Raw genomic sequence first — 22904 nt, 5'->3', positions numbered from 1 at the left:
TGATCGATCAGCTCGTGGTGCCGGTGACCGTGGTTCCCGACTTGGTGACGTAGTAGGTCACGGTCGCGCCGCTCCAGAAGTGGAGGGTGAGGGTGACCCGTGAGGCGTCGGTGACCTCGGCGAAGAAGGCCGGTGTCAGTGTGGTCGTGTTGGTGCTGTAGTTGGGCGCGAAGGCGACGTCGAACTCCTTGAACGACGTCCAGTTGTGGGGGCCGGCGTTGGTGCCGTTGGCGTACTTGGCTTCCATGGTGGCCAGCTGGTCACCATGGAAGGTGGTGGGGATGGCCAAGGAGCTCGTCGTTCCGTTCGCGTTCTGCACGGTCGGGGTGTCGTAGGTGAGTATGTTGATCCGCCACGGGACGCCCTGGGAGAACCGCGCCGACAGGGTCGCGTTGACGCCGTAGGCCCGGGAGCTCGTCAGGCGGGTGAGCGCGGACGCGGTGAACGTGAGCTGGTCGCCCGAGACGGTGTAGTCAGTGCCGCGTACCAGATCTGTGCTGCCCTGGCGGATGCCGACGAACGAGGTGCCGTTCAGGTTCAGCGTGAGCGTCTTGCCGGTGATGGCGGACGCCTTCGCGTTGAACACCTGATCCGAGGAGGCCGTGCCCGAGCGCGTCGTCCAGCTGGACTTGATCTGCGCGAACAGCTCGGGGTCGGACCACTGGAACGAGGTACGGCCGAAGTGCTGGCCGTTGTCCCACAGCATGGTGGTGATCTGCCTGGTACGCGCGTAGTGGCCGAGGAACTCGAAGAACTTCAGTTTCTCGCCCTGCTGGATCGTGCCGGTGTGCCGGTCGAAGCCCAGCAGGCCGTACTCGCCGATGATCACGGGGATGCCGCGGGCGGTGAAGGTGTTGTACGCCCGGTCGAAGACGCCGGTCAGGTCCTGCTGGACGGTGGCGTCGAAGCGGGTGCCGCCGGCGACGTTGACGCTGAAGGGCCAGTATCCGTAGAAGTGGACCGTCGCGATGAGGTTGGGGTCGTTCATCGCGGTGAACGTGCTGACCAGCTCGTCGACTCTGGCCTGGTCGGCGGAGGTGTGCAGGGTCGGCAGGACGAGCAGCCGAGTCGCGTTGTTGCCGCCCGACTGGCGGACGATGGTGCGGAAGGAGGTGTTGAGCTCGTTCAGCAGCGTCGCGTTCTGGGCGTCTCCGGAGCTGCCGGTGAAGGTCGGCTCGTTGACGCTCTCGAACACCAGCTTGGCGGAGGAGTTCCGGAAGGTGCTGGAGATCTGAGTCCAGATCGCGTTGTACCGGGCGAGTACGTTGGTACGGTCGCCCGGCATGTTCTGGATCCACTGCCACGAATCGTGATGGATATTGATCATCACGTAGAAACCATCGGCGAGAGCCCAGTCGACGACCTCTTTCACCCGGTTCATGTGGGCGGCGCTGATGGTGTAGTTGGGCGCCCCGCCCTGGTACTGGCCCCAGGTCACCGGGATCCGGATGCTGTCGAAGCCCTGCGCCCTGATGTTGTCGAGCAGCGCCGCCGTGATCTGCGGGTTGCCCCATGAGGTCTCGCCCGAGCCGGTGGCGTCGAGGGAGTTGCCCAGGTTCCAGCCGGGCTGCATCGCGGCCACCGCGGCCCGCGCGTTGCCGGGGGGCGGTGTGTGCGTCGGTGTGGGCGTGGGCGTCGGCGTGGGCGTCCGGCTGGGTGTCGGGGTGGGCGTGGGCGTCGGGGTAGCTGTCGGGGTGCCGCCGCAGGCCACGTTGTTGACGGTGAAAGCGGTGGGGTTGGTGTTGGCGCCGCTGTAGCTGCCGTTGAAGCCGACGGTCAGGCTCGCTCCGGTCGGCAGGCTCGGGGCATAGGAAGGGGCGGTCACGGTCACGCTCTGGTCGGACTGGGTCCAGTTTCCGCCCCAGCCCTGGGTGACCTGCTGGTTGCCGGGCCAGGTGTAGCGCAGCGTCCACGGGCTGACCGCGTCGCCGAGGTTCCTGATCGTGATGTTGGCGCCGAACCCGCCGCCGTTGTCCCACGCTTTGGTGTAGGTCACCGAGCAGGCGACCGCCGCGTGGGCCGCGGGCGAGGTGACGGCCACCCCGATCGCCGCCAGGAGCGCGGCCGCCGTGGACAGAGCCCACAAAACGTAGTTTCTTCATTTCAAGCCTCCATGGAAGGAGCACCCGAATTGGGAGCGCCCCCATGTTTGGCGGGATTCAGGTATGCGTACAGGACGTTTCCCCAGGCCAAGCGGCTGACCTGCTCCTGCGCATGAAGGATTCAACGGAGGTATGAAAATTCAGTGGTACAGGTGGGATTGCCGTTAACGACGCTGCCTGTGCGCCGAGGCCACCGGCCCCGACAGAAAAGCTACCCATGAGTACGATCTACCGCCGAACTGAGTACATGAGCGGTGTCTCCGGGAAAGCCCGCCCGGCACGATCAAGACATGAAAATCATCGGATTTCCCGAAACGACGGACGCGTTGGCGCCGTGGCAGTTGGTCGGAGCGGGTGCCATCGGGAGTGCGGCCGGGGCCGTGATCGCGGATGAGGTCTCCGGGTTCGTCAGCTTCGGCATGGATGGGGCGACTCCGGTGGGGGTGTTCGTCGGCGCCGTCGCGGGGGTCGCGCTGGGCGCTTCGGCGAAGCGGCTGGAGATCGGCACACGCCGGGGCGAAAGTGCCGGGCATCCGGCTTCGGCAGCCACGAAGACGGCGGCCGGGCTGCTGGTGGCGGGCGCCGTCCAGGCGGTCGTGATGTGGGACGGTGCGCGTCGCGCGGCCAAAGAACTCGACGAAATCCTCGTGCTGCTCGCCGCTCCGGCGGTCCTGCTCCTGTGCGCGGCCCTGGGCATACTGGCCGTCGGCCTGGTCCGGCGCCGGGCCGCCGCCCGCTGGACGGCCGCCACACTGGGCGTCTCCGGCGCGGTGGCGTCGACCTTCTGGCTTGTCGCGGAAGTGTTCCCGCCGAACCAGAACCCGGGCTGGCTGGAGCCGGTGGCGTACGCCGCCGCCGCGGCCGTGCTCACCATCGCCCTCACCGCGTGCCTGCTGTCGCCGGGGGCGGCGAAGGATTTCGCGGATTCGCGGAGCTAGGGGCAGGTGCCGCCCACGGGGGTCGGCACCTTCCCCGGCAGCGCCAGGCGGTTCAACCCGCCCGCCGGAGAAAATCAGAGTCCCAGAATTTTCAGAAATCTGATCGTCATTGGCCCCGAAAATCAGATGCTATTTTCGGGACCAGATAGTGAGATCTCGGGTGCGCTCCGGGTCGAAAGGAATGGTCGCCGTCCCGGCCATCTTCCCTTCAGAAAGTTTCTGCATTTCTCCGATAATTCTAGGATCGAGCAGTGCGAGAGCTCTCGAACCTTCCCCATCTCGTTGGCAAGAGCAGCGCAAATGCCGGTGATCGAAATCCGAAAACTCCCGGTTAGACTTTCTCCATGACCGCGATCGAGGAACCGCTCGCCACCGGCTCCGCGTCATCCCAGGCGCTGACGCTGGCGGAACTGGCCGGAGTGTCGATGGCGACGGTCTCCAAAGTGGTCAACGGACGCTTTGAGGTCGGCCCGGAGACCCGAGCCCTGATCGAGGGCCTCATCCGCGAGCACGGCTACCGCAGGCAGCGGCGGCGGGTCAGGACGACGCGCCTGATCGAACTCGTCTTCCACGAGCTGGCCGGCGACTACCCGATAGAGGTGATCAAGGGGGTCCGGCAGGTGGCCCGGCAGCACCATCTGGGCGTGATGATCTCGGAACTGGTGGCCGTCACACCCCCGGGCGCGACTGGATCGAGGACCTGCTCAGCCACCGCCCGTACGGGGTGATCACGGTGTTCTCCAGCCCGACCGACGACCAGCGCGGCCAGCTCGCCAGCCGCGAGGTCCCCCTGGTCGTGCTGGATCCGGCCGGCGAGCCGGGTTACCGGGTTCCCTCGGTGGGCGCGGCCAACTGGAGCGGCGGCCTGGTGGCCACCCGCCATCTGCTGGAACTCGGCCACCGCCGCATCGCCATCATCACCGGCCCCGAGTACGCGCTCGCCAGCCGGGCCCGCCTGGACGGCTACCGCGCCGCGCTCGACGCCGCCGGCGTGCCGATCGATCCTGAGCTGATCTGCCCCGGCGCCTTCGCGATCGAGGACGGCCTGCTCCACACCCCTCGCCTGATGCGCCTGCCCGACCCGCCAACCGCGATCTTCGCCTGCAACGACGGCCAGGCGATCGGCGTGTACCACGCGGCCCATGAGCTGCGGCTGCGCATCCCCGACGAGTTGAGCGTGATCGGCTTCGACGACATGCCGGCGTGGCGGTGGGCCATCCCGCCGCTGACCACGATCCGGCAGCCGCTGACGGAGATGGGGGCCACCGCGGCCACCATGCTGATCGCCCTCGCCCAGGACGAGCCGCTGCCGCAGAACCGGGTCGAGGTGGGCACCGAACTCACCGTCCGGGGCAGCACCGCACCACCTCGAATTGCACCGTTTGACCTGCGCTGACACCGGGCGGCTGACGCGGGCCGCAAGAACAAGACTGTTTTCGCCGTGTTCTTCGCCGCACTCTTGACTGGCCTCAGACCAGCGACAAGAGGGCGGAAAGTTGATATCTCAGGATCCGATCAAGCGTGAGCAGGCGTATGTGTCGCGGCTCTATCGGAGAGTGGACTCGCTTCGTGCCGACACCGCGGCCCGGCTGGCCGAAGTGTCGCGGGGCGGGGGTGGGACCGCGCAGGCCCGCGTCGAGCGGGATGTGGCCTTCAGCGAGTATTCCGGGAAGCTTGCCCGGCTTGAGGCGGCGGAGAACGGGTTGTGTTTCGGGCGGCTGGATTTCGGCGATGGCGGGCAGCTCTATATCGGGCGGATCGGGGTGTCGGCGGCGTCCGGCGAGGGTGATCCGTTGCTGGTGGACTGGCGGGCGCGTGCGGCCCGGCCGTTCTACGTGGCGACCGCCGCCGTCCCGGAAGGCGTACACCGGCGGCGGCACATCGTGACCCGCGGGCGTCGCGTGGTGAGCGTGGATGACGAGATCCTCGACGGCGGTGAGATCTCCGCCGGGGAGGGTCTGGCTGGAGAGGCCGCGTTGCTGGCGGCGCTGGACGCCGGGCGGACCGGGTTGATGCGCGACATCGTGGCGACGTTGCAGGCCGAGCAGGACTCGATCATCCGGTCCGACCATCGTGGGGTGCTGGTGGTGCGGGGCGGGCCCGGCACCGGCAAGACCGCGGTCGCCCTGCATCGCGCCGCGTATCTGCTCTACGACCGTCCCGGGCTGGCCGCCCAGGGTGTGCTGGTGGTCGGGCCGAACGCCACGTTTCTCCGCTACATCGGCCAGGTGCTCCCCGGACTGGGCGAGACCGGCGTCCTGCTGGCCACCGTCGCCGAGCTGTTCCCCGGCGTCGTCGCGGACCGCGTGGAGTCGGCGGCGACGGCGGAGGCCAAGGGCCGGGCGGTGATGGCCGAGGTGCTGGCCTCGGCCGTGAAGGATCGGCAGGCACCGCCCGGCGTCGATGTCTCCTTCACATTCGGTACGGAAGTCCTTCGCCTGGACCCCGGCACCTGCGCCGACGCCGTCACCCGAGCGCGCGCCTCCGGTCTGCCGCACAACCGGGCCCGGGCGGTCTTCGTGAACGCGATCATCGATCAGCTCGCGGACGACCTCGCCGAACAGACCCGGCGGCTGGTCGATCACCTCGAAGCCGAAGTGGCCGACGTCCTGGCCGAGGCCGACGTGGACAACGCCGTACAGAACGATCTGGCGGGTCTGCCGTGGCCGCAGGAGATCATCGACGATGCGGACCGCCCCGATCTGCGCCGGGCGCTGGCCTCGGACACCGCCGTGCGGACCGCAATCGACGCGTTGTGGCCCGAACTGACGCCGCAACAACTACTGGAAGACCTGTTCGCCGACCGGCGAAGGCTTGGCCCCCAGCTGACCGAGTCCGAACAGTCCTTGCTGGTACGGACCCCCGGCGGCTGGAGTACAGCAGATGTGCCCCTACTGGACGAAGCCGCCGAACTACTCGGCTTCGACGATCGAGCCTTCCGGGCACAGGCGGCACATGAGCGTGCCCAGCGCGTCGCGTACGCCCAGGGCGTTCTGGACGTCGCCTCCAACGGCGCCCCCGACGAGCTGACGGCCGCTGACCTACTGGACGCCCACCGCCTCGCCGACCGCCACCAGGACACCGACCAGGCCACGGTGGCCGAACGGGCAGCCGCCGACCGTGAATGGACCTTCGGGCACGTGATCGTCGACGAGGCCCAGGAACTGTCCCAGATGGCCTGGCGACTGCTGATGCGCCGCTGCCCCAGCCGATCGATGACCCTCGTCGGAGACGTCGCCCAAACTTCCGACGCGGCCGGCGCCACCTCCTGGGCCCAAGCTCTCCACCCCCACGTCGGCGACCGATGGCGGCTGTCCCAGCTGTCGGTCAACTACCGCACACCCGCCGAAATCATGGCAGCCATCACCGACCTCCTGCCCGACCTCGAACCCCCGAAGTCGGTACGCGAAACGGGCGTTCCCCCATGGCGAATGACCACGTCCGCCGCCGCACTCCCCGCGCTGCTGGCCCGCCACGCCGCCGAGGAAGCCGCCATGCTGGACGACGGCCGACTCGCGGTGATCGTCCCCGACGACCGGCTCCCCGAACTGGCCACAGCGGTCCGGACTGCACTCCCCCACGCCGCCTCCGGCAGCCACCCCGATCTGACAACCCCCATCGTGGTCCTGGGGGTCAAGCAAGCCAAAGGACTCGAATTCGACTCAGTACTGATCGCCGACCCAGCCGCGATCCTGACCGCCTCCCCCCGAGGCCACTACGACCTGTACGTGGCAATGACCCGGGCCACCCAACGACTCGGAATACTCCATCCAGGACAGGCACCCGCCGAAATCGCCCACACCGTGCGCGAACATACTTCCGACCATCCCTGGCGAGAGATCAGCAGGGGATGCCGTTGACGGTGATGTCGGTCGGCGCCGCGGTGGTCACGGCGAAAGCCGTCCAGCCGAAGGTTGTCACGCCTCCGGATGGGATTGTGCCGTTCCAGGGCATGTTGCTGGCGGTCAGGTCGTACGGGGTTTGCTGGTGTAGTTTCGCCTGCCAGCCGACGAGGTTCGTGGTGGCGGTGGAGAAGGTCCAGTGGGCGCGCCAGGAGTTGATGGCCGGGCCGTTGTTGGTGATGGCGAGTTCGGCGTTGAAGGATCCGGTCCAGGCGACGAATCGGTAGGCGCAGCTGAATGCGGGGGTCGCGTGCGCGGGGAGCGGCAGGGCCACGGCCGCTCCCACCAGGACGATCGCGATCTTCGACTTCGCCCATGTGCTCGCCATCAGGAACCTCTCGCGCGCCCGGATCAACGCCACACTATTGGCACGATCCCAGCGCTCCCGTCAACGTTCCAAGATCACTCGGGCGGGCCGGGCTGGGCGGGGTTCTGAAAGTTTCGCGGTCAGCTGTTCTGCTGGGCTTGGGGGCGGCGGCGGAAGTCCAGTTGCGCGACCCGGCGGGAGACCAGTCCGGCGGGTGCGCCGGGAAGGGTGCGGCAGCCCTCCATGGCGAGTCCGAGCGACCCCGGATAGACCTCGGCGGCTTGGAGTACGCCGGTGAACAGCTCCATGCACGCCAGTTCTTCGACGAGGAACTCACGGAACCCCGCCGAGGAGGTGACCTGCGTGCCTCTGGCCCGTACCCGGGCGAGAATCTGGCCGACGTGTTCGTCGACCAGCGCGGCGAAACGGGGTTCGACGGTGAGGAACCGATCGACGGCGGCCCGCGCCGCCGGATAACCGGGATGGGTCAGCCAGTCGTCCCAGCGGCGCAGCGTGACCGGCATCGCCAGCCGGACCAGGATCGGCCGGTTCCTGCGCGCCCACGCCCGCCCGTGCTGGGCGGCCGTCTCGTGCGCGAGCTCCGGCCCGATACCGTCGAGCGCACCGAGATTATGCCGATAAAGCGTGTCAGCCACCGTGACATGACATTTCCGGAATCGTCCGTTCACCCAGTCGACGATCGCGGCCAACTTCTCCCCCTCGTGGTACGGCTGCCCGACCGAGATCAGCAGATGACACGCCTCAGACTCCCGCCAATCCGGTCCGCCCTGCCGGGCCACCCGCACCCGATACCCAGCCTCCATGCACCCAGCAGAACACCGGATTCCCATCTTTGCCCGACTCTTGACCTGCTCTTTTACCAACCCGCTCTGATATCAAGGGCAAATCCCGCGAAGCCGGACAGGACCCGACCGGCACGGGCACAGGATGTCGGGTGCGGCAGGGTCCTCGCTTTCTAGCGTGGTGCTCACAAGGAAGGAGGCCGGGAGTGCTGGAACGGCTGAACCAGGCGATGGACCACATCGAGCGGCATCTCGATCAGCCGATCGAGCCGGCCGAGCTCGCGCGAATCGCCATCACCTCGGAGTACCACTTCCGGCGGATGTTCTCCGCACTGGCGGGCATGCCGCTGTCGGAGTACATCCGCCGCAGGCGGCTCACCCTCGCGGGGGCCGAGGTGCTGGCCGGTGACCGCACGCTCCTCGATGTCGCGGTCCGCTACGGGTACGGCTCGGGCGAGGCGTTCGCCCGCGCGTTCCGCGCCATGCACGGTGTCGGCCCGGGCGAGGCCCGGCGCACCGGCACCGCGCTCAACTCCCAGCCACGTATGTCCTTCCGCCTCATCGTCGAAGGGAGCAGCACCATGCGATACCGCATCGTGGAGAAGGAAACGTTCACCGTGGTCGGGATGAAGGCCCGCGTCCCGCTCGTGCACGAGGGGATGAACCCGGCACTGGTCTCGTTCATCAAGGGCCTCGGCAAGGAGACCATCGACCGCATCGCGCGGCTGTCCGACTCCGAGCCCCGCGGCGTCCTCAGTGTCACCGACGACATCGCCGAGAGCCGCGCGGAGGGCACCGAACTCGACTACTACCACGGCGTGGTGACCACCGCGCCGGCGCCGGAGGACCTGGACACGCTCACCGTGCCCGCCGGAACCTGGGCGGTATTCGACAATTCGGGTCCGTTCCCGCAGTCCCTCCAGTATCTGTGGCGGGACGTGTATACCCAGTGGTTCCCGTCCAATCCGTACCAGAGCAGGCCGGGGCCCGAGCTTCTGAGCACGCGCTTGTCGGCGGACGGAACCGAGGCGGACACGGAACTCTGGATCCCCGTGGAACGCACGACTACCTGACCGTCATCCCAGCCGTGCGGCGCGCGCGTGCAGGTAGCGCTGCTGCGGGAGGCTCATCGTGCGCCGGGCCGCGGCGAGGTAGCAGCCGCGCGCGCCGGCACGGTCTCCCGCCAGTTCCAGCAGATGCGCCCGCACCGCGTGCAGCCGGTGGTCCTCGGACAACGGCCCGTCGAGCTCGGTCAGCAGGGTCAGACCGGCTTGCGGGCCGTTGACCATGGCCACGGCGACGGCGTGATTGAGGGCGACCATGGGAGTGCCGGAGATGCGCAGGAGCAGTCCGTACAGAGCCATGATCTGTGGCCAGTCGGTGTCCTCGGCGCTCGCCGCCTCGTCGTGGACGGCGGCGATGGCCGCCTGCAGCTGGTACGGCCCCGTGCCGCCACGCGGCAGCGCGGCACTGATCAGGCGCACGCCTTCGGCGATCAGGCCGGCGTTCCAGCGGCTGCGATCCTGCTCGGCCATCGGGATCAGCGCGCCGTCGGGCCCGCTGCGCGCGGGCCGCCGGGCGTCGGTGAGCAGCATGAGCGCGAGCAGTCCGGCCACCTCTCCGTCGCCGGGCAGCAGCCCGTGGACGAGGCGGGCCAGCCGGATGGCCTCGGCGGACAGTTCGGGGCGGTGCAGGGAGGGCCCGGACGTGCTCGCGTACCCCTCGTTGAAGATCAGGTAGAGGACGTGCAGGACCACGCCGAGCCGTTCGGCGCGCTCCGGGCCCGACGGCATGCTGAACGCGAGCCCGCTGTCCTTGATGGTCTGCTTCGCCCGGGTGATCCGGCGGGTCATGGTGGCTTCTGGCACCAGGAACGCGCGGGCGATCTCAGCGGTGGTCAGGCCGCCGACGGCGCGCAGGGTGAGCGCGATCTGGGAGGCCGCCGACAGCGACGGGTGGCAGCACAGGAACAGCAGGATGAGCGTGTCGTCGGAGTCGCCGGGCTGCCGGTCGGCGGCCGGGGCGAGCCAGCCGTCGGGGAGGGTCCAGCGGGCGACGGTGTCCTCGCGGAGCCGGCGGGCCTGCTGGGCGCGGAGCAGATCGGTCAGCCGGCGGGCGGCGACGGTGATCAGCCAGGCCGGTGGATTGTCGGGGACGCCGTCTTTCGGCCACTGCACGGCGGCGGCCAGGAGGGCTTCCTGCACCGCGTCCTCGGCTGTGTCGAAATGTCCGTAACGGCGGACGAGCGCGCCGAGGACCCGCGGCGCGCTGCGGCGCAGCAGGTCCTCGACGTCGCGTTCGAGCACCGTGCGGTTACAGGTCGCCGAAGCCTTCGATGATGGGCCTGACGTCCGCGTACCAGACCTGGCCGGCCGCCTCCGGGTGCGGGGTGTGCGCCAGCTGGGCGACGATCTCGGTGGCCCGGTCGAAGCTCTCGCAGTCGACGATCGTGTAACCGGCCAGGACTTCCTGCGTCTCCGGGTACGGCCCGTCGGTCACCACCGGGAGCCCGTTCTGGAGCTGGATCCGGCGGGCGTGCACGGGGGCGCTGAGGCCCTGGGCGTCGACGAACTCGCCGGATTCGACCAGGGCGTTGTTCCACTTCTCCATGAAGGCGTGCATGGCCCCGACCTGCTCGGGGGACCAGGCGGTGCCGGACTGGCCGGACATGGCGTCGTAGTCGCGCTGCGAGCCGTACAACATGATCATGTATTTCATGGTTTCTCCTTCGCCGGGGCACCCCTCCGGTGCCGCTCACCCGTGACGTCGGAGCAGCCCGCGCGGACCGGACATCGATCCAGAGTAATTGGCCGCCGCGTCAGTTGACGCGCATCGTCGGGTCGATGCCACGCAGCATCATCCCCTGGCCCCGGGACTGATGGACGTCGTCGATCGGGGCCGCCTCCGGGTCGCGGAACTGCACCAGCCAGGTGGTACGCGACTCCGCCGAGGAGTTGACGCCGGATCCGTGCACGGTGAGGTAGCTGAAGAACAGCACGTCGCCGGCCCGCGCCTCGATGGGGGTGGCGGCTTCGAGCGGCCATTCCGCGAGTGGCAGGTGCCAGCCGCCCTCCTCGATGTGCGGCAGGACGCCGTTCTTGTGGCTGCCCGGCATCACCCGTACGCACCCTTTCTCCTCGGGCGCGTCGTCGAAGTGGAAGATGGCCGCGCCCACCGCGTCCCGGCTGTGCGGGAAGTGCGGCGCGTCCTGATGCATCGGGAACGGCGACCCCTTCTCCTCCGGCTTCACGAAGATCTTCGTGTGGTGGAGCTGCACGTTCTCCGTCCCCAGCACCGCCGCCGCCACGTCGGTGAACCGCGGATCGACCATCAGCTTCGCGAACGCCGCCGAATAGAACTGGGCGTCGTGGCAGTGCCGCAACTCGGTGGGCCCGCCCGCCAGCTCCCGCGCGCTCCCCCAGGTCGGATCCGTCTTCCGCAGCCGCCCCAGCACCGCGTGACACTCCTCCCGGTACCCCAGCGCCTCCTCCCTCCCCAGCAGCCCCCTGACGAGCACGTATCCGTTTTCCCGGTAGAACTCGACCAAATCCACCATTACGCTTCTCCCGCGTCGAATCTCGGCCACCCTGGTGATGCCCACAATCAAGACATCTCAGCTATTGACCAAGCGCTTGCATGGTGGAGTACATTCACGCTGGCCGTGGTTTCGCGGCCAGAGAGCTCCCCGCTGCGAGGAACTATGGATCAGACCGCTGACTACGTCGTCGTCGGAGCCGGGAGCGCCGGATGCGTGCTGGCCAAGCGCCTGGCCGAAGCCGGGGCGAGCGTCATCCTGCTGGAGGCCGGCGGATCGGACCGGACGCAGTGGGTACGCAAACCCGGCCTGATCGCCGTCTTCCACAGCATCCCGCAACTCAAGCAGCGCTTCGACTGGGGCTACTACAGCGCCCCGCAGGCCGACGCGCTCGGGCGCAAGATCCCGCAGACCCGCGGGCGGATCCTCGGCGGCTCCGGATCGATCAACGGCATGGTGTTCGTCCGCGGCAACCCCAGGAACTTCGACGACTGGGCGGCGGACGGCTGCCCCGGCTGGTCCTACGACGACGTGCTGCCCAGTTTCAAGCGGATGGAGACCTGGGAGGACGGCGCGACCGAACTGCGCGGCGGCGGCGGCCCGATCCGGGTGACCCGGGCCAAGGACATCACCCCCGCCACGCAGGCGTTCATCGAAGCGCTCGCCGACACCGCGGGCGTGAAACGCAACGACGACTACAACGGCGAATCCCAGGAAGGCGCGGCGCTGTTCCAGCAGAGCGCCCACGACGGCCTCCGGTACAGCTCGTCGGTCGGCTACCTGGACGGGCACGGCCTGCCCAACCTCTCCGTCGCGCTGAACTGCCTGGTCACCCGGGTCGTGATCGCCAATGGCCGGGCGACGGGCGTGGAGGTCGTCCGCGGTTCGGTACGCGAGACGATCAGCGCCACCCGGGAGGTGATCCTCGCGGCGGGCGCCTTCGGCTCGGCGCAGCTGCTGATGCTCTCCGGGGTCGGACCGGCCGCGCACCTGCGGGAACACCGGATCGAGGTGATCTCCGACCTGCCCGTCGGGGACAACCTGCACGACCACATGTTCGTGCCGCTGAGCTTCCTGATGAAATCGGCGCGCAACCGGGGCACGGCGCCGTACTTCGCGGCCGGAATGATCAAGGAGACGCTGCGGGGCGGCACGTGGGTGAGCCGCAGCGTCTTCGAGGGTGTCGGATTCGTCCGCAGCTCCCTGGCCGGTGACGTGCCCGACCTGCAGATCCACGCGCTGCCGTGGGGCTACCCCGGCCCGAACCAGGACGCCCCCATCCGCCACAAAGTGGACCCGCGTCCCTCGCTCACCCTGCTGGCCACCCTGATCTACCCCAAGAGCCGGGGCACGCTCCGCCTCGCCTCCGCCGACCCCGCCGCCGCGCCGGTCATCGACCCGGCCTACCTCAGCGACGACGACGACCGGCGCCTGCTGCTGGACGGGATCGACCTGATCCGCGACGTGATGGCCAGCAAGCTCATCGCGTCCGGGGTCGACGGGGAGGTCTCCCCCGGGCCCGGCTACCCGGACCGCGACTCGATGAAGGACGAGGTGCCCAACCGCGCGACCACCGTCTACCATCCGGTCGGCACCTGCCGGATGGGCTCGGACGAGCGCGCGGTCGTCGACCCCGAACTCCGGGTCCGCGGCGTCGACGGGCTCCGTGTCGTGGACGCGTCGATCATGCCGTCTATCGTCGGCGGCAACACCAACGCCGCTTCGATGATGATCGGTGAACATGCCGCGAGCCGCATGGTGGCGAACTCCTGAACCATGAGGATCACGCTCGTCCAGGCCGTCGACTTCACTGATGAGGCGTATGACGTGTTCGCGCAGAAGCTTGATAGTCGTAGTGGGAGTTGACCGCCGGCTGCCCGGTGTAGTTCGGTCCGGCCTGGTCGTCTGAGCCCGCGTAGGCGTAGGGAAGCTCGATGGTCCGGGCGCCTTCGCAGCGGATCCGGCGGTTGCGCGGGTCATAGTTCAGCCCGGCGGCGCGGAGTGCGGCGGGCAGGCGGGGGCCCGCCGGTGTGCCATCGGCGAGGCGGACGCTGCGTGCGTCGAAGTTCGCGACGAACAGGCCGTCTTCGGCGAGCCAGGAGGCGGCTCTGCGGATCGTGGCCAGCTTGTCGCCGACGTAGTGCAGCCCATGGACGCAGGTGATCAGGTCGAACACGCCCTGGGGCTCCCAAGCGGCGATCGACGATGTGATCAACGCCAGCCCCGGCGGACGAGACGCCCCACTGAAGAAATCGACCAAATCAACGCCAACGATCTCGATCCCCGCGCCGAAGTCGGCGGAGGCTTCGAGCAGGGCGTTGGCTGTGCCGCAGCAAAGATCCAGCCAGCGGACGGCGGTTCCCGGACGTCGCCGGGATCGCAGTTCGGCCAGGATGTCGAGCCCCAGTTCCCGGTTGTAGCCGGGGAGGCGGCGTTCACGATTCATCAGGCAGTTGGCCACCGTCGACGACCGCTCCAGCGCTTCATCATCGATCAGCCGCAGCCGCCCGTCGTCACCCACACGATCAATCTTCTCAGGTCCGGCAAAGGGAGCGCCAACAATCTCTGCTGGTGGGCTGATCGAAGCACCGATTCTGTCGGTCCCGCGACGCACACTCGAATCGACAGCGTCGAATCAGGAGGAACCAATGGCGAGGGGCTCCGGGCGAGGCAAGAAACGGAGACGGTCGAGCGGCGACGGCGGACTGTGGGTCCTGGGAGTCCTGATCGCCGTCGCGGCGATCGTGGTGGTGGCACGCTTCGTCAACGAGCACCCGGGCTGGGCGGCGGCGATCGTCTGTGCGGCGGCGCTGGCCCTGGTCGGCGGCCTCTTCCTGCGTTTCCGCGTGATCGAAAGACGACGGGCCCAGTTCCTCGCGGCCAACGTCGAACTGGCGAAGGTCGACCGGATGTCCGGCCCCGAGTTCGAGCATCTCATCGCCGAACGAATGACCGCCGACGGCTTCCGCCAGGTAAGGGAAACCGGCCGCAGCGGCGACCGAGGCGTCGACATCACCGCGACCACCCCGAAAGGCCAGCGCTACGCCGTCCAGTGCAAGCGATACAGCAAAACGGTCGGCGCACCCGAGGTCCGCAACTTCCTCGGCGCCCTCGCCAACACCTTCGCCGGCCACACCGGCGTCCTGGTCACCTCCGGCCGCCTCACCCGCCAAGCCCGCGAGGAAGCCCTCACCGCCAGACAGCCCTTACTCCTCATCGAACGAGACCGCCTCGCCGACTGGCTGTTAGGCACCGCCCCACTCCTCCCCCAGCCCCACCTGGGCTTCCTGATCGAGGGCGACGAACCAGCCACTTGACACCACCAACAGAAAGGCCCGCGCCTCTCCTGCAACGCCGGGCATCAAAACTCACCATGACGCGTCCACTCCGCTCAGTTTCTCGCACAGGGCCCAGATCTCCTTGCGGTTGCGCTGGTCGCGGACGGAGGCCGGCCAGGGTGCCGGCTTGCCTTCGGTGTTGAAGTACGTCCCGCTGACGCCCTCCACCTCGGTGCTTGAGGCAAGGTGCAGGCTGGATCGCGCGGGCTTCGCCAGATCGGCCAGGAGCACCGGCCCGAGCAGCCGGATCAGGGGGACGAGGAGCCGGTAGGCCAGCGGGAACGCCCGGATGGGCGATCGCAGCGCTGAAAAGCTCCGGCATCCGCCGCCCAAGCGCTCCGCGATTCAGCCGGGACGCAGTTTCCGGTCCCCCGGAAATGTCGGAGGTGATTGGCAGACTGGCTTGCGCTCTGGATGGCTGCGGCCAGGTCAAGCTGTGCAGGGCTTGTGGCTGGGGCCGTTCGGCGCGGGCCGGGCTCTGGGTAGTGCGGAGAGTCTTCGTGGCCGGGTTGGTCAAAGGTCGCGTCCGTGGGAATTAGTGGGAATGTGTGGAATATCGTGGGTTGATTGGTAAGGTACGGCAACGTGGACATGGATGGGCTGGAGGAGCGCATGTTGGCTCTGCGGCGGGAGATTCGTGCGGCCTCGGCGGTGAACGATCCGGTGCGGGTGAGGTCGTTGCGGGCGGAGCTCCGGCAGGCCGAGCGGGCCTGGGAGGAGACGCTTGATCCGCCGCCGCTGCCTCGGCCGCCGGTCCGGGAGAACGTGCACCAAGTGCTGACGTTCCTCGGAGTGCCGTCGGCGACGAAGATCATTGTCTCCGTGGATGAGGCGTTCTTCGGCGGGATGCTGGTGAACACGCAGCTTTCCAGTCTGCGCAGGGATGAGGAGAAGTCGTTCCGGTCCGCCCCCAATGCCCGGCCGTACTATCTGTGCGCGGCGCTGACCGCCGAGCGGCTGTCTCCGGCGCGGGGGCTGCTGGCGATCAGCACCTGGGCGGCGCCGGTGCGCGTCGTCGGGCCGCTCAGCCTGCGTACCGACTTTCTGACCACGGCCGTCAGGATCGCGGAACGGGTGCGGGGGCTCGCTTCTGTGGGGGAGAATCCCGTCGTGGCATTCCGGCTCCTGACCCAGCTGGCGCAGAACATCCCGGGCGCGATGGACGATTTCGGGCCTGCCGATCCGGCCGCGGTCGTCGTGGCGGCTCAGGCTGAGCTTGCCGTACATCAGGAGAAGGATCTGCGGCAGCGTGCGGCCGCGGCTGAGCGGGCGGCGCGGCAGTTGCCGGAGGTCAATCGGCTGTTCGGAGCCGGGCTGAAGACGGCGAGGATCGCGTGAGCCGCCTGGACGCGATTCGCGGGCGCAGCCTGCCGGTCGATCACGATGCGCGCCGCATCGCCGCGCTGGCCGCCAATCCCGCGTGCGACCGCCGGGCGGTGCTGGACGCCGCCGGGATCGACAAGGCCAAGACCGTGGAGCATCTCGGATTTCCGACGCGATTCGGGCAGTCGCCGTTCGCGGTCTCGCGGACGCAGGAGTTCAGGGCCACCGTCAAAGCGCACGGCGGGGCGCACATCCTGCGGCTGCTGCGCGAAGTGCTGGGGTTGTCCGTCGAAGAGGCGGGATATCACGACGTCGGCGATGTCGGCGCAGACGCCGGTCACGGGGTCCGGTATCGGCACACCATGGCCGTGCTGAAATCGGCGGCCGAGAATCCGGCCGACGCGGCCACACTCGTCGACCATCCGCTGCTCAAGCTCGGGGTCGCCGGCTACGACGTGTACCTGGAACCGGACGTCATCGCCTTCCAGGTCGACCGGCGGTTCCACGTCGTGGCGATCAAATCGTTCGCGATCATCGATGGGCAGGCCGACTCGGGGAAGGTGTCCGCCGCCGCGCGCGAAGCGGCCGTCTACGTGCACGCGATGCGGGATCTGTTCGCGCAGCTCGGGCTGGACCCTGAGCGGGTTTCGCACGATGTCGTCCTGATCTGCCCCAAGGATTTCATGAACTTTCCGACCGCCTGCCTGGTCGATGTGCGGCTCCAGCTGGAGGCGTTGAAGCGGCAGTTGCAGCGGCTGGCCAAGATCGACACGCTCCTCGACCGATTGCCGCCGGGGCTCAGCCTCGACCTGCAACTGGACGGCGAGACGCCGACCCGGCCGGTGCCGGAGCTCTCGGCGGCACTGTCCTCCATTCCGGCCAGGTACGCCCCTGAGTGCCTGTCGGCGTGTGAAATGGCGTATTTCTGCCGGGACGAGGCGCGCGCGTGCGGGTCGCTGGAGGCGCTGGGGCGGACCGTCCGCGACGATCTCGGCGGGGTCGCCTCGCTGCCCGTGGCGATGGATCTGATCGCGGGCAGCGGCGTGCCGTCCGCCGAGCACGCGGCCATCGCGGAGCGGCTGGGGTTCGTGCGCAGGATCTTCGACGAGGTGGTCGCGTGAGCCTGCTGCGATCCTTCCTGACCGTGCGCGCCGTACGGGAAGGCCGCGCCCAACCGGCCGCGACGGTGCGCCACGCCCATCTGTCCGCGGAGCCGCTGGTGTTCATCCCGCTGCGCCTGGCCGGCGAGGCGGCCGCTCCGCTGGCGGCGATGGTCGGCACCGGCCGCGCCGACGCCCGCCTGCTGGGGGTCGCGAACCCGCGCAGCCGCGACCAGCGCTTCACTTTCATGGCCGAACTCGCCGAAATCATCGTGCCGTACATCCAGAAATATGCGGCGCAGGTTGAAATTTCGGACACCAAGAGTGCGTATGAGCGGTGCCTGGACGCGCCGCAGATCCTGGTTCCCAATCCGGGCGGGCTCGCCTTCATCCGGCTGATCGGGCGGTCGACGCGCTTCCGGGCGACCGAGGGCCCGCACGCGGTCGCGCCGCAGGTGCCGCTGCTCGGCCGGTGGCTGACCTTCCTGCACGAGCGCAGCGAGTTCGCCGGTTCGGCCATGCTGCTCGCCATGACCGACCTGCTCGCCGAACACTGGGTGACCGGCCTGAGCGGCCCCGAGAACGTGAACCTCGCCGGGCAGCTGGCGTGGATAGATCCGCCGGACGGCATGACCGGGCAGGACGCGGCGCTCATCGCGGAAGACCCGCTGCGCTCGCCCCCGGCGGGCCCCGACACCGATCCCGGCTTCGACCGGCATGTCCTGAAACCGCTGATCGACGCGCCTTCCCCGGCCCGGCTCCACGAGGCCCTGCGCGGGCAGCTCGAACCCACCTGGGAGCTGATGTGGCGTGCGGTCGATCTGCTGCGTGCCGTACCGGACGCGGACAGTGCCGAAGGACGGTGGGAGCGGGATCGTACGGCGCTGGCCAGGCAGAACACGTGGATCGCCGAAGGCGGGCTGCCGCCGGGGCGGTGGGACAGCGCGGTCGCGGCGGCGCGGCGGCTGGCCGGGCTGGAGGGCGCCCAGCAGAGCTACGAGGCGAGCAAGGCGTTCGACGATCCGCTGGTGATGGCCGAGCACCGCGCCGAGGGCGCCGCCTTCACCGGCCGGGTGATCACCGTCGACGCCGACCGTAAGATCATCCCGCCTGGCAAGAAACGGCTGGTGGCCCGCCCGCTGGTGACCATCGGGACCAGCGATCCGGTCAGGTTCGCGCCCGGCAAGAAGCTGCTATCCCCCGCCCGGCCGAAGCAGGGCACCGTCCTGGTGTCCGTAGACGCCGATATCGTGACGCTTCAGATCAACAGCGGCATGACCAAGGACGCGACGCTGCCCTCGCCGGGAGAGGTCGTCTGTTACACCGAACTCGATCCCGCCGGGGGCCGCCGCCCGGCCCTCCCCGACGTGACGGAAACCCCGTGGACCCACGGCGGCCCGCCCCCCGAGTACGTACCGACGGACGAGGACGCGCAGGAGGCCTGGTCATGACGCCGCAGGACCAATCCAGAGCCACCACGGCGGAAATCCTCTCGGACTACACGAGCGGCGCGCATCGCGGACTGGTCGTCGACTCCCCGCCCGGGGCGGGCAAGACCACCCTGGTCGTGTCGACCAGCATCGAACTCGTCAAAGCCGACGAACGGCTGATGATCGTGGCGCAGACCAACGAGCAGGTCGACGACCTGGTGGACAAGCTCGCGAGCAACGCCCCCGGCATCGACATCGGGCGGCTCCACGCCGAAGGCTTCGAACCACCGGACCGCGTCACCCGCCACCCCGGAGTCACGCTCCACAACAAGATCGAGAATGTCGAGAATTGTCAGGTCGTCGTCGCCACCGCCGACAAATGGGCGTACATTTCCGGGCGTAGCTGGCCTTGGGCGATCGTGGATGAGGCGTACCAGATGCGGTCGGACAAGCTCCTCGCCGTCGCCTCCCTCTTCGCCGACGGGCACGCCCTGTTCGTCGGCGACCCCGGGCAACTCGACCCGTTCTCAGTGATCGAGAGCGACCGCTGGACCGGCATGGCCTGGGACCCCCTGCAGAGCGCCGTCGCGGTCACCCAGCGGACCAACAACCTCAAAGTCCACCAGCTCCCCGTCTCGTGGCGCCTCCCCGCCTCCGCGGCACCCGTCGTCTCCCGCGCCTTCTACCCCGCCGCCGGCTTCTCCCCCGGCACCGCCCCCGGCGAACGCCGCCTCGAACTCCCCGTCCGCGGCCTCCCCGGCCCGTGGGACCCCACCATCGAGGAAGCCACCGCGTCCGGCTGGGCACTCCACGAACTCCCCGACCGCCACACCGTACGGACCGACCCCGACGTGGCCCACGCCTGCGCCGCCCTGGCCCGCCGAATCCTCGACCGCGGCGCCATCGCCCACGACGAACACGGCTCCCACCCCATCACCCCCGACCGCATCGCCATCGGCTGCGCCCACAACGACCAGGTCGCCGCCGTCCGCGCCGCCAACCCCCCACCCGGCGTCACCATCGACACCGCCAACCGCCTCCAAGGCCGCGAATACGACATCACCCTCGTCTGGCACCCCCTCTCCGGCCGCCGCGACGCCACCGCCTTCCACCTCGAATCCGGCCGCCTCTGCGTCCTCACCTCCCGCCACCGCCACGCCTGCATCGTGGTCGCCCGCGCGGGCATCGCCGACCTTTTGGACCACCATCCGTCCAGCCCGCGCATGCAACTCAACGTCCCGATCAAATTCCCGGACGGCTGGGCGGCGAACCACACGATCCTGGCCCACCTCGACCAACACCGAATCCAACCCTGAACGAGCGGCGAGTGCGTCTCTTCTTCCCCATGCTCCGGGGACGAACCCCTGATCGCGAATGTCCGTCAAGTGCAATAGCGGAGGGCTTGAGGCGTCAGGTCGGCGAGTGTGGGGTAGCCGTCCACGGCCATGATCAGGTCGGCTTCGGCGAGAATGGCGCGCAGGACGTGGACGATGCCGTCGATACCGCCCACGGCGAGCCCGTAGGCGTAGGGGCGGCCGATGCCGACGGCGGTGGCGCCGAGCGCGAGAGCTTTGATCACGTCGGCTCCGGAGCGGATGCCGGAGTCGAACAGGACGGGCAGGCCGTCCGCGGCGTCGACCACGGCGGGCAGTGCGTCGAGGGCGGCCAGACCGCCGTTGGCCTGCCGGCCGCCATGGTTGGAGCAGTAGATGCCGTCGACGCCGGCATCCTTGGCCTGACGGACGTCGTCGGGGTGGCAGATGCCCTTCAGCAGGAGGGGCAGCTCGGTGATCGAGCGTAGCCAGCGCAGGTCGTCCCAGGTGAGGGCGTTACCGAAGATCCGGGCCCAGTACGCGGCGGCCGCCGGCAGATCCTCTTCGGGAGTACGGGTGAGCTGGCCGCGGAAAACCGGATCGGAGGTGTAGTTGGCCAGGCAGTACCCACGTAGCTGGGGGAAGTTGCCGGTGCTCAGGTCGCGGGGCCGCCAGCCGGTGACCCAGGTGTCGAGGGTGACGACGATGCCCTTGAATCCGGCGATCTCGGCGCGGTGAATCAGGCTTTCGGCCAGTTTCCGATCGGCGGGGGTGTAGAGCTGGAACAAGCCAGGCGTGTCACCGAACTCCCCGGCCACGGCTTCCATCGGATCGACGGAGAACGTCGAAGCGATCATCGGAATCCCGGTGCGGGCCGCCGCCCGTGCCGTGGCCAGGTCCCCGTGCCCGTCCTGGGCGCACAGGCCGATCACCCCGACCGGGGACATGAACAGAGGGGCCGGCAGTTTCATGCCGAACAGCTCCATCGACAGCTCACGCCGTACGGCTCCCACGGGCATCCGGGGGATGAGACCCCAGCGCTGGAAGGCGGCGACATTGGCAGCTGGGTGTGCTCGTCGCCGGCGCCCCCCGCGACATATGACCACACCGAGGGCGGCAGCGTGGCCTCAGCCCTGGCCTCAAGCTCGGCGAAGGTCATCGGCAGCCCCGGCACCACGCCGCGCAGACCGTTGCCGTAGATCTCGTTCTGGTAGTCGCCGAACTGCGAGCTCATGCCAAGTTCCCTCCTGCGGGACCGCGACGCACCCGTGTCCCGGAACCCTCCCGCACACGATGGCTCTGGTGATCGGTGGGCCGTCGGTCATGAGAGGGAGCCGTCGGCCGCCTGCTTGTTTCCGGGCGGCCCTGGTACACACGCAGATGCAGCGTGACCAGGTCCATCAGCGGGACCTCGACCCCGAGCCGCCGCGCCCGCAGAACGAGATCACCGAAGATGTGCTCCGCCTCGACGGCCTGGCCGCTGACCAGGTCGCGATACAGGGAGGAGGAGAAGGCGGAGCCTGGCGCGGTGACCGTGTCGCGCGTGTTCTCGAACTCCTCCTTCGGTACGGCGTGGCCAGCCGCGTCAGCGATGGCCGCGCACTCGGCAACCACCGCTTCAGCGAACTCGACGCCGCCGGGGACGGACGCGACCTCACCCACCGTTCCGCGCATCAGACAGGTCACCGCGCCGGTCGCTGCGATGAACACCCACTTGACCCACATCTCTCCGAGAATGTCGTCCGACAGCCTGGAGTCGAACCCCGCGCCGCTGAGCGCGCGGTGCGCCTCGGCCAGTTCCGGGGTGGGCGCGGTGCGTGCGCCATAGGTCAGCCCCTGCAGGTCGGCGAGGCGCACGAAGTAGCCGTCGGCGTCGACGGTGGTGGAAAGTTTCGCCACCCCGCCCAGCACCGCGCGCTCACCGAACCGTTCTGCCAGGTCGTCGATGTGCCGCAGGCCGTTCAGGACGGGCAAGATCAGCGTGCGCGGGCCGACGGCAGGCGCCAGAGCCTCCATCGCCCCTCGAAGCCCGGTCGCCTTCACCGAGAGCAGGATCAGATCGAAGGGCGAGGTGATCTCACCGGTCAGGATCGTTCGCGGGTTGAGCGTCGTCGTCTCCCCCAAACCCACGATCCGCAGTCCGCGCTCGCGCAGCACGCGGGCCCGTCCAGACCGGACCAGGAACGTCACATCACGACCCGCCTGAACAAGCCTGCCCCCGAAGTAGCCACCGGTCGCCCCCGCACCCACGACCAGAGTCCTCATCACATCTCCACCTCCGCCACGACATCTGGTACGGCCCAAGCCCTCACGCACCTGAAAAGAGCCCGGCGGGTACGGGTTCTCTCTCCGGCCGGGCGGCGAGCTTGCGGTCCCGAAGCGAAGCATTGGTGATGCCGGGCCCCCGAAGCTGGAAAGGCGCTACTGGGCTGACCCACGGCGGACCGGGTCGTCCCGTCGGGGTCGATCGCTCCGGCGATAGGTGGGCCCGCGCCAAGGGGCGGCGGACAACACCACCGTGATCTCGCCTCGCGCTCGACTCCGGAAACGACGGACGAGCTTCTGACCATAAAACGCTATGTAGCAGGCTTTTCCATGACAATCCTGGAATGGTCGAAAGAAATTAAAGCCTTCACATCAGCAGAAAGATGGGGGCATCCGGCCGTGCCATTGATGCCATAAGCCGGACACCGCGACGTGAGCGTTCATGCCGCATACCGGGTGATCGCTTCCTCATTCCAGGTAATCCCGAGACCCGGGCCTACAGCCGTGAGGCGACCGTCGACCGGCCGGTAGGTGTCCATTCACAGGGG

General features: G+C 68.8%; 21 protein-coding genes. 11 read left to right on the top strand and 10 right to left on the bottom strand.

From position 1 onward, the window contains the following. Positions 1 to 7: 7 nt before the first annotated feature. On the bottom strand, positions 8 to 2086 hold the full coding sequence (locus Acor_RS23155) for a cellulase family glycosylhydrolase (RefSeq protein ID WP_155338823.1): 2079 nt from the start codon (positions 2084 to 2086) through the stop codon (positions 8 to 10). A 306-nt stretch (positions 2087 to 2392) separates the two neighbouring features. Here Acor_RS23155 and Acor_RS23150 point away from each other — a divergent pair, with 306 nt between their 5' ends. The 4 genes from Acor_RS23150 (at position 2393) to Acor_RS23140 (ending at position 6900) form a co-directional block, all read left to right on the top strand. Then, entirely contained in the window at positions 2393 to 3040 is a 648-nt protein-coding gene (locus tag Acor_RS23150) for a hypothetical protein (RefSeq protein WP_155338822.1), read from the top strand. A 344-nt stretch (positions 3041 to 3384) separates the two neighbouring features. Continuing rightward, positions 3385 to 3768, top strand: a complete 384-nt coding sequence (locus Acor_RS45925; RefSeq protein ID WP_308805683.1) for a LacI family DNA-binding transcriptional regulator — start codon at positions 3385 to 3387, stop codon at positions 3766 to 3768. Between the two features lie 5 nt (positions 3769 to 3773). Next, complete coding sequence (locus tag Acor_RS23145; RefSeq protein WP_308805682.1) at positions 3774 to 4436, top strand: substrate-binding domain-containing protein; 663 nt, start codon at positions 3774 to 3776, stop codon at positions 4434 to 4436. A gap of 160 nt (positions 4437 to 4596) precedes the next feature. Continuing rightward, the gene (locus tag Acor_RS23140; protein WP_308805681.1) at positions 4597 to 6900 is read left to right on the top strand and encodes a HelD family protein; all 2304 of its coding nucleotides are present in this window, start codon (positions 4597 to 4599) and stop codon (positions 6898 to 6900) included. On the opposite strand, the gene Acor_RS23135 is transcribed toward Acor_RS23140, so the two are convergent. Both Acor_RS23135 and Acor_RS23130 read right to left on the bottom strand, forming a co-directional pair. After that, positions 6881 to 7270 carry a cellulose binding domain-containing protein gene (locus Acor_RS23135; protein WP_155338821.1) on the bottom strand — a complete coding sequence of 130 codons (390 nt, stop codon included), beginning with the start codon at positions 7268 to 7270 and terminating at the stop codon, positions 6881 to 6883. The two genes, Acor_RS23140 and Acor_RS23135, sit on opposite strands and share 20 nt — an antisense overlap. Positions 7271 to 7389: 119 nt before the next feature. Beyond that, positions 7390 to 8073 (bottom strand): tRNA-dependent cyclodipeptide synthase, encoded by a 684-nt coding sequence (locus Acor_RS23130; protein ID WP_170317044.1) that lies wholly within the window; start codon positions 8071 to 8073, stop codon positions 7390 to 7392. Positions 8074 to 8258: 185 nt separating this feature from the next. Between Acor_RS23130 and Acor_RS23125 the strand changes: the two genes are divergently transcribed. Continuing rightward, on the top strand, positions 8259 to 9125 hold the full coding sequence (locus Acor_RS23125; RefSeq protein ID WP_155338819.1) for an AraC family transcriptional regulator: 867 nt from the start codon (positions 8259 to 8261) through the stop codon (positions 9123 to 9125). Positions 9126 to 9128: 3 nt separating this feature from the next. On the opposite strand, the gene Acor_RS23120 is transcribed toward Acor_RS23125, so the two are convergent. The 3 genes from Acor_RS23120 to Acor_RS23110 all read right to left on the bottom strand — a co-directional run bounded on the left by Acor_RS23120 (position 9129) and on the right by Acor_RS23110 (position 11608). After that, complete coding sequence (locus tag Acor_RS23120; RefSeq protein ID WP_155338818.1) at positions 9129 to 10358, bottom strand: RNA polymerase sigma factor; 1230 nt, start codon at positions 10356 to 10358, stop codon at positions 9129 to 9131. 7 nt (positions 10359 to 10365) lie between these two features. Beyond that, positions 10366 to 10770 carry a YciI family protein gene (locus tag Acor_RS23115; protein ID WP_155338817.1) on the bottom strand — a complete coding sequence of 135 codons (405 nt, stop codon included), beginning with the start codon at positions 10768 to 10770 and terminating at the stop codon, positions 10366 to 10368. A gap of 100 nt (positions 10771 to 10870) precedes the next feature. Beyond that, the gene (locus Acor_RS23110) at positions 10871 to 11608 is read right to left on the bottom strand and encodes a phytanoyl-CoA dioxygenase family protein (protein WP_155338816.1); all 738 of its coding nucleotides are present in this window, start codon (positions 11606 to 11608) and stop codon (positions 10871 to 10873) included. A 144-nt stretch (positions 11609 to 11752) separates the two neighbouring features. Here Acor_RS23110 and Acor_RS23105 point away from each other — a divergent pair, with 144 nt between their 5' ends. Then, on the top strand, positions 11753 to 13360 hold the full coding sequence (locus tag Acor_RS23105) for a GMC family oxidoreductase (RefSeq protein ID WP_155338815.1): 1608 nt from the start codon (positions 11753 to 11755) through the stop codon (positions 13358 to 13360). 34 nt (positions 13361 to 13394) lie between these two features. Here Acor_RS23105 and Acor_RS23100 read toward each other — a convergent pair whose 3' ends face one another. Beyond that, positions 13395 to 14201, bottom strand: coding sequence for a class I SAM-dependent methyltransferase (locus Acor_RS23100; RefSeq protein ID WP_246239005.1), 807 nt, complete (start codon positions 14199 to 14201; stop codon positions 13395 to 13397). Between the two features lie 34 nt (positions 14202 to 14235). Between Acor_RS23100 and Acor_RS23095 the strand changes: the two genes are divergently transcribed. Next, a complete protein-coding gene (locus Acor_RS23095) occupies positions 14236 to 14904 on the top strand; it encodes a restriction endonuclease (protein WP_155338814.1) in 669 nt (222 codons plus the stop codon). A gap of 51 nt (positions 14905 to 14955) precedes the next feature. Here the strand turns inward: Acor_RS23095 and Acor_RS23090 are convergent, their stop codons facing one another. After that, a complete protein-coding gene (locus Acor_RS23090; protein WP_155338813.1) occupies positions 14956 to 15258 on the bottom strand; it encodes a Rossmann-fold NAD(P)-binding domain-containing protein in 303 nt (100 codons plus the stop codon). Between the two features lie 234 nt (positions 15259 to 15492). Between Acor_RS23090 and Acor_RS23085 the strand changes: the two genes are divergently transcribed. From Acor_RS23085 to Acor_RS23070, 4 genes are read left to right on the top strand one after another with little or no spacing between them, the layout of a single operon-like run. After that, positions 15493 to 16263, top strand: coding sequence for a hypothetical protein (locus Acor_RS23085; protein WP_246239003.1), 771 nt, complete (start codon positions 15493 to 15495; stop codon positions 16261 to 16263). Then, complete coding sequence (locus tag Acor_RS23080; RefSeq protein ID WP_174876190.1) at positions 16260 to 17369, top strand: hypothetical protein; 1110 nt, start codon at positions 16260 to 16262, stop codon at positions 17367 to 17369. The genes Acor_RS23085 and Acor_RS23080 overlap by 4 nt, the downstream gene beginning before the upstream one ends. Beyond that, the gene (locus tag Acor_RS23075) at positions 17366 to 18799 is read left to right on the top strand and encodes a hypothetical protein (RefSeq protein WP_155338812.1); all 1434 of its coding nucleotides are present in this window, start codon (positions 17366 to 17368) and stop codon (positions 18797 to 18799) included. The genes Acor_RS23080 and Acor_RS23075 overlap by 4 nt, the downstream gene beginning before the upstream one ends. After that, positions 18796 to 20094 carry an AAA family ATPase gene (locus tag Acor_RS23070; protein ID WP_155338811.1) on the top strand — a complete coding sequence of 433 codons (1299 nt, stop codon included), beginning with the start codon at positions 18796 to 18798 and terminating at the stop codon, positions 20092 to 20094. Before Acor_RS23075 ends, Acor_RS23070 begins: the two co-directional genes overlap by 4 nt. Positions 20095 to 20159: 65 nt before the next feature. Here the strand turns inward: Acor_RS23070 and Acor_RS23065 are convergent, their stop codons facing one another. Both Acor_RS23065 and Acor_RS23060 read right to left on the bottom strand, forming a co-directional pair. Further along, positions 20160 to 21197: an alpha-hydroxy-acid oxidizing protein gene (locus tag Acor_RS23065; protein WP_246239001.1), complete on the bottom strand. Its 1038-nt coding sequence runs from the start codon at positions 21195 to 21197 to the stop codon at positions 20160 to 20162. Positions 21198 to 21321: 124 nt separating this feature from the next. Further along, entirely contained in the window at positions 21322 to 22356 is a 1035-nt protein-coding gene (locus Acor_RS23060; RefSeq protein WP_155338810.1) for a ketopantoate reductase family protein, read from the bottom strand. Positions 22357 to 22904: the final 548 nt, after the last annotated feature.

This window comes from Acrocarpospora corrugata (assembly GCF_009687845.1).
GTDB classification, from domain to species: Bacteria; Actinomycetota; Actinomycetes; order Streptosporangiales; family Streptosporangiaceae; genus Acrocarpospora; species Acrocarpospora corrugata.
This window is presented reverse-complemented; position numbering and strand designations above follow the sequence as displayed.

Excerpts from the sequence above, each read along its gene's own strand:
- Acor_RS23060 (WP_155338810.1), bottom strand. The coding sequence starts at position 22,356 with ATGAGGACTCTGGTCGTGGGTGCGGGGGCGACCGGTGGCTACTTCGGG.
- Acor_RS23115 (WP_155338817.1), bottom strand. The coding sequence starts at position 10,770 with ATGAAATACATGATCATGTTGTACGGCTCGCAGCGCGACTACGACGCC.
- Acor_RS23095 (WP_155338814.1), top strand. The coding sequence starts at position 14,236 with ATGGCGAGGGGCTCCGGGCGAGGCAAGAAACGGAGACGGTCGAGCGGC.
- Acor_RS23105 (WP_155338815.1), top strand. The coding sequence starts at position 11,753 with ATGGATCAGACCGCTGACTACGTCGTCGTCGGAGCCGGGAGCGCCGGA.
- Acor_RS23130 (WP_170317044.1), bottom strand. The coding sequence starts at position 8,073 with ATGGAGGCTGGGTATCGGGTGCGGGTGGCCCGGCAGGGCGGACCGGAT.
- Acor_RS23070 (WP_155338811.1), top strand. The coding sequence starts at position 18,796 with ATGACGCCGCAGGACCAATCCAGAGCCACCACGGCGGAAATCCTCTCG.
- Acor_RS23135 (WP_155338821.1), bottom strand. The coding sequence starts at position 7,270 with ATGGCGAGCACATGGGCGAAGTCGAAGATCGCGATCGTCCTGGTGGGA.
- Acor_RS45925 (WP_308805683.1), top strand. The coding sequence starts at position 3,385 with ATGACCGCGATCGAGGAACCGCTCGCCACCGGCTCCGCGTCATCCCAG.
- Acor_RS23110 (WP_155338816.1), bottom strand. The coding sequence starts at position 11,608 with ATGGTGGATTTGGTCGAGTTCTACCGGGAAAACGGATACGTGCTCGTC.
- Acor_RS23150 (WP_155338822.1), top strand. The coding sequence starts at position 2,393 with ATGAAAATCATCGGATTTCCCGAAACGACGGACGCGTTGGCGCCGTGG.